Genomic DNA, 5,422 nt, shown 5'->3' on the forward strand with positions numbered 1-5,422 from the left:
AGAGAAGCATCAACTTTACAGCCATTAGGGGTTTATGCTTAAGTTGACGCCTAGGCGCCTGCGCTGGATCACAATTTTAAAATGACTACAGCTGGTTTTTTGTTGGATATCGTGATAAAAGTTGGCAAATGAAATCATCACGCTCTATTAATTTTCAACAAATGATTCTCATCTTACAGAAGTATTGGGCCTCCCAAGGGGTTGTCTTGTTACAACCTTTCGATATGGAAGTTGGCGCTGGGACTTTCCACCCCGCGACGTTTTTGCGAGCTATCGGTCCCGAACCCTGGCGCGCTGCCTATGTCCAACCTTCGCGCCGACCAACCGACGGGCGTTACGGAGATAATCCCAATCGCACCCAGCATTACTATCAATTTCAAGTCGTCTTGAAGCCATCCCCCGATAACATTCAAGATATCTATTTGGGTTCTCTAAAAACGCTGGGCGTTGATCCACTCACTCATGACATTCGTTTTGTGGAAGATAATTGGGAGGCGCCTACACTAGGTTCCTGGGGAATCGGTTGGGAAGTTTGGCAAGATGGAATGGAAATTACACAATTCACGTACTTCCAACAAATCGGCGGCTTAGAATGCAAACCCGTCACTGGAGAAATTACTTACGGTCTGGAACGTCTGGCTATGTTTCTGCAAGGGATAGATAACATGTTTGACCTTGTCTGGACCGAAGGCCCTAACGGACGGGTCACCTATGGACAAATTTTCCAACAAAATGAAGTTGAAATGTCAGCCTACAATTTCGAATACGCCAATGTAGAAGCATTATTTAATTTTTTCGATTTTTACGAAAAGGAAGCAAGCCAACTAATTGAAGTTCACTTACCGCTGGCGGCTTATGAGATGGTCCTAAAAGCCTCTCATACCTTTAATCTCCTAGATGCTCGCCAAGCCATTTCAGTGACAGAGCGCCAACGATTTATTCTCCGAATCAGAAAACTAGCCCAAGCCGTTGCCGAAGCCTATTATTCCGCTCGAGAAACACTTGGCTTTCCAATGTTGGAAGAAGAAGTATCCTCCTCTCTTACTCACGTTTTACCACTGGCGGGTAATGATAGGCTGAAAGGGTGTTAAAAATGACCACACAAAACTTTTTATTAGAAATCGGTTGCGAAGAATTACCACCGCAGAGCTTGAACCAACTGTCCCAAGCATTATCCCAAACAATTAAATCCGAATTAGAAAAAGCTGGTTTATTATTCGGGAATATACACCATTATGCCACACCTCGTCGTTTGGCGGTATTGGTCAATAATTTAGCGCTTCAACAACCCCAACGAAAAATAGAGCGTCAGGGCCCTAGCGTCAAAGCGGCTTTTGACAAAGACCAAACCCCTACACTCGCTTGTTTTGGCTTTGCACAATCTTGTGGCGTTTCTACCGCTCAACTCAAAGTTAAAAAAACAAAAAAAGGTGAGTTTATCTATTGTAAAATAGAACAGCCGGGCCAAAATGCTCTCGATCTGTTGCCCAACATAATTCAATCGGCTCTTAAACAATTACCTACACCAAAGGCCATGCGCTGGAACGATCATAAGGAGCTCTTCGTTCGACCCGTTCATTGGATTATCCTGATGTTGGGAAAAAATCTCATTCCTGCCACTTTGTTTGGAAAAATGGCCTCATGCGAAACACGCGGGCATCGTTTTCATCACCCTAAAAATATTTTAGTCGCTAAACCCGATGACTATCAAAAACTATTATTAACCCATGGAATGGTAATAGCTGATTTTGAAAAGCGACGAGAAAAAATTCGTTATCTTGTCCAAAAGGCAGGCTATAAAAAAGGAGAAGCCATCATCGATGAAAGATTATTAGAAGAAGTCACAGGAATGGTTGAGTGGCCCGTTGTTTTAATTGGTAACTTTAAAGCTGAATTTTTAGAATTACCTCCCGAAGTTCTGATTACAACAATGAAAGTGCATCAACGCACCTTCCCTATAAAAAATAAAAACGGCGATCTGCTCCCCTATTTTATTATCATCAGCAATATTGAAAGTAAAAATCCTAAACGGGTTATCGTTGGAAACGAACGAGTAATAAACGCAAGGCTCGCGGACGCCTCCTTCTTTTATGACAATGACCTTAGGACTTCGTTAGAAAACCGGTTATCCAAACTTGGGAATGTTGTTTTCCAACGACAACTGGGCGCAATCGCAGACAAAGCGAGACGAATTGAAAAACTGGCTGCCTTTATTGCTAAACAAATTAATATTGATGAGCAATTAGCAGCCCGCGCTGGATTTCTTTCCAAATGCGATTTAGTTAGCGAGACGGTCTATGAATTCCCCACGTTGCAAGGAATTATGGGTTATTATTATGCTGTTCATAATAAAGAGCCGCCTCTCGTGGCTGAAGCGATTAAAGAACATTATTTACCCCGTTTTTCAGGGGATCAACTACCTCGGAATTTATTAAGCGCCTGCGTGGCAGTGGCGGATCGAATAGATACTATTATAGGTATTATTGGCATTAATAAATCACCTACCGGCGATAAAGACCCATTTGCGTTGCGTCGAGCAGCGCTTGGGATTTTACGCATTTTAATCGAAAAAGATTTATCATTAGATTTATTCGCTTTATTAGATGAAGCTAAAAACAATTATGCGGTTGAATTGCCAAATGCTAACGTTGTAAATCAGTCCTTCGATTTTATCATCGAACGTTTACGCGCGTGGTACCTTGAAAAAGAAGTTCCTGCCTCTGTTTTTATGGCCGTTCTGGCCAGCCATCCAACTGATCCGCTGGATTTTGACCACCGAATTAAAGCAGTTCAACATTTCCAAATGTTACCCGAAGCCGATGCATTAACAGCAGCTAATAAGCGAGTCAGCAATATTCTCAAAAAAAAGGCTACCAAACTAAAAAGCAAAACGATCGATCATTCGCTCTTTGATTCCGATGCCGAACACCTTCTCGCCAATCAACTTAAAGAACGTACAGAATTATTTAATAATCTTTATAAAAAAGCAAACTATACAAAAGCATTAAGCGAACTTGCTTCTCTCAAAGAACCGATAGATATTTTCTTTAATAGAGTTATGGTAATGGTCGATGACAAAGAAAAACGTGAAAATCGACTGGCTCTGCTGACTTCTTTACAACAACTGTTTTCACAGATCGCTGATATTTCTTTGCTATCATGAATACGTGGGCAACAGCCGCGATTTTAGTTAATCAAATCATTCATTAACAGCACTATTATCTGCTAACGAAGATGATCAATCGCTGATTCAAGAACTCTGCTACAACACACTTTGCTGGTATTTTAAATCAAAATTAATGGCAGAAAAATTGTTACATTCGGCTTTAAGAAATAAATATCACGATATATTTTTCATTATTATAATAAGCTGTTATCAATTGAATTACCTAAATATACTCATCCACACTATCGTTAATCAAATCGTTTCCGCCGCTGAAATATTAAAAAAACTGTGAACAAAAGTATTAATTAATAAATGATTGCGACGCTTTATCGCTGAAAAAGATGAATTACTTACTTTTACCGAGAAAATCATCGAATAGCAATACACGCACCCTTTATGGCTTATTCAACTCATTAAAAAATCATAACCAGACATTAGGAATCTATTTTAATCGCTAACAACGCTCATCCTCCCATAAGATACGGGTTAATTTAACTAAAATTTGCCGTGACATTTATTTAGAAATGCTGGACCAAAAAAATATCTCTGCCAAGGCTCTCGATTTTTTTCCCACGGATATTCAACTAGAAAAACCTTGTTCGGTACACCAGCTGCCAGGATTTAACAAAGGCTATTGTTTATTGTTACATTGAAGACACAACCAGCCAATTTGCAGCGTATTTATTGAACCTAGAAAATAACCAAATGGTACTCGACGAGTGTGCAACGCCCGGAAGCAAAACTTCTCATATTTTAGAAGTAAACCATCACTTAAAAACGTTAGTTACGATTGACAATAACAAACAGCGATCAAATCGAATTAAGGAAAATATAACACATTTTGGGCGCCGACAAGAACCCTTGCAATGCCTTTTAGCGGATGCCTCACAAATCGATCAATGGTCAAGTGAAGAATTGTTTGAGTGTCTGCTTCTCGATGCGCCATGCTCTGCTATTGTCGTTATTCGCCGCCACCCTGATATTAAAATTACGACAAGCGTGTGATATTTTACAATATCACTAAAAACAATTGCAATTATGGAACGCGTTATGGACAGTGCTTAAAGCAAGAGGTTTTTTGCTTTATTCCACGTGTTCGGTTATAGCTAAGGAAAATGGAAAAGTAATTGAAGTTTTTCTCGACCCACGACAAAGTTGAATTATCTCCCATAAATGTCCACAGCGTTTTGCAATTAAAACGGTGTTCAACAATTACCTGGCCAAGATAACAAAGACGGCTTTTATTTCTCTGACCTTTAAGAACCCTTGATCCGAACAGCCAATACATCGCATTGAGCGCCGTGCAAAACAGCATTCGACGTGGAACCTAGCAACAACTGAATACCATTACGGCCATGGCTACCCACGAGGATTAAATCGATACCCCAATTTTTGGCTTGCTCCAAAATAAGAAACTTTGCAGGGCCCACTTTCACAACCTGACAATCGGAGGAAATATTTAATTGGGAAGCAATTTCATTCATTCGCTTTTTTGCTTCTTCCAATAACATATCTTCGACATCAACCCCAGCTGCCATACCATAGGCAGCCCCATAACTATTAAAGTATTCAACCGCATGAATTAAATATAATTGAGCATCGCGGTTAACATTTAACTCCTTCGCTTTTTCCACCAATGGTCGATCGCTATTAGGATCAAGCGACAATGTGACAAGAATTTTTTTATAATTATACATGAAAGAAATCCTTTTTCTAGGAAAAAATTTATTCTAACTTTAATAAGTATAATCCATCAAGGTAAGCCTTTTAACTGAGGTGCGATTAAACTTGTTAACTCAAAAGAAAGCAACCGTCAACGCTAAAGTCATTTTTCTTAGTATCTCGGTCTGGAGCCCCAACTCGGCGGGAGCGTTTAGTATTTTTCGATCATATCAGGAGACAGCTTCGCTGACGAGACAACCTTAAGTTATTTTGTTTGTTTGTGGATAACCTCTATTTATTTAAGAGAAACTGCTGAATTTCTAAAGTTATCCACAAACATACACAGCTTATACAGCCTTATCTCGATTAATTTTTCACAAACAGAAAGATCTCAACCATTTAATTTATATAGAGAAAAAAACTTTATCCCCAATAATAACAGGCTTAAAAACTATAAAATTAATTTTAATTTAATTAATTATAATAATAGTAGTCAACTAAATATAGTAGTCAACTAAATAACTCATACGTATATGGCCCCAGGGTTGTTGTCAACAATCAGTTTTGACGAAAAGAACGTATATGCGGCTTCAC

The 5,422-nt window shown here is 39.2% G+C and carries 3 protein-coding genes and 1 pseudogene; 3 read left to right on the forward strand and 1 reads right to left on the reverse strand.

Annotated features, from left to right (window positions below; genetic code table 11):
- The first annotated feature begins 128 nt into the window (after positions 1–128).
- From glyQ to rsmB, 3 genes and pseudogenes are all read left to right on the forward strand, one after another.
- Complete coding sequence (gene glyQ / locus OWO34_RS08760; RefSeq protein WP_267257220.1) at positions 129–1,091, forward strand: glycine--tRNA ligase subunit alpha; 963 nt, start codon at positions 129–131, stop codon at positions 1,089–1,091.
- Positions 1,092–1,093: 2 nt separating this feature from the next.
- Positions 1,094–3,163, forward strand: coding sequence for a glycine--tRNA ligase subunit beta (gene glyS, locus OWO34_RS08765; protein ID WP_267257221.1), 2,070 nt, complete (start codon positions 1,094–1,096; stop codon positions 3,161–3,163).
- Positions 3,160–4,436, forward strand: a pseudogene (gene rsmB / locus OWO34_RS08770) (16S rRNA (cytosine(967)-C(5))-methyltransferase RsmB). The gene glyS and the pseudogene rsmB overlap by 4 nt, the downstream one beginning before the upstream one ends.
- Here the strand turns inward: rsmB and OWO34_RS08775 are convergent.
- Positions 4,423–4,863 carry a universal stress protein gene (locus OWO34_RS08775; protein WP_267257222.1) on the reverse strand — a complete coding sequence of 147 codons (441 nt, stop codon included), beginning with the start codon at positions 4,861–4,863 and terminating at the stop codon, positions 4,423–4,425. The pseudogene rsmB and the gene OWO34_RS08775 sit on opposite strands and share 14 nt — an antisense overlap.
- Positions 4,864–5,422: the final 559 nt, after the last annotated feature.

The organism is Coxiella endosymbiont of Ornithodoros maritimus, assembly GCF_907164965.1.
Lineage (GTDB): Bacteria > Pseudomonadota > Gammaproteobacteria > Coxiellales > Coxiellaceae > Coxiella.

Bases quoted from the DNA above. Each gene is read 5' to 3' on its own strand.
- OWO34_RS08775 (WP_267257222.1), bottom strand. From the start codon at position 4,863: ATGTATAATTATAAAAAAATTCTTGTCACATTGTCGCTTGATCCTAAT.
- glyQ (WP_267257220.1), top strand. From the start codon at position 129: ATGAAATCATCACGCTCTATTAATTTTCAACAAATGATTCTCATCTTA.
- glyS (WP_267257221.1), top strand. From the start codon at position 1,094: ATGACCACACAAAACTTTTTATTAGAAATCGGTTGCGAAGAATTACCA.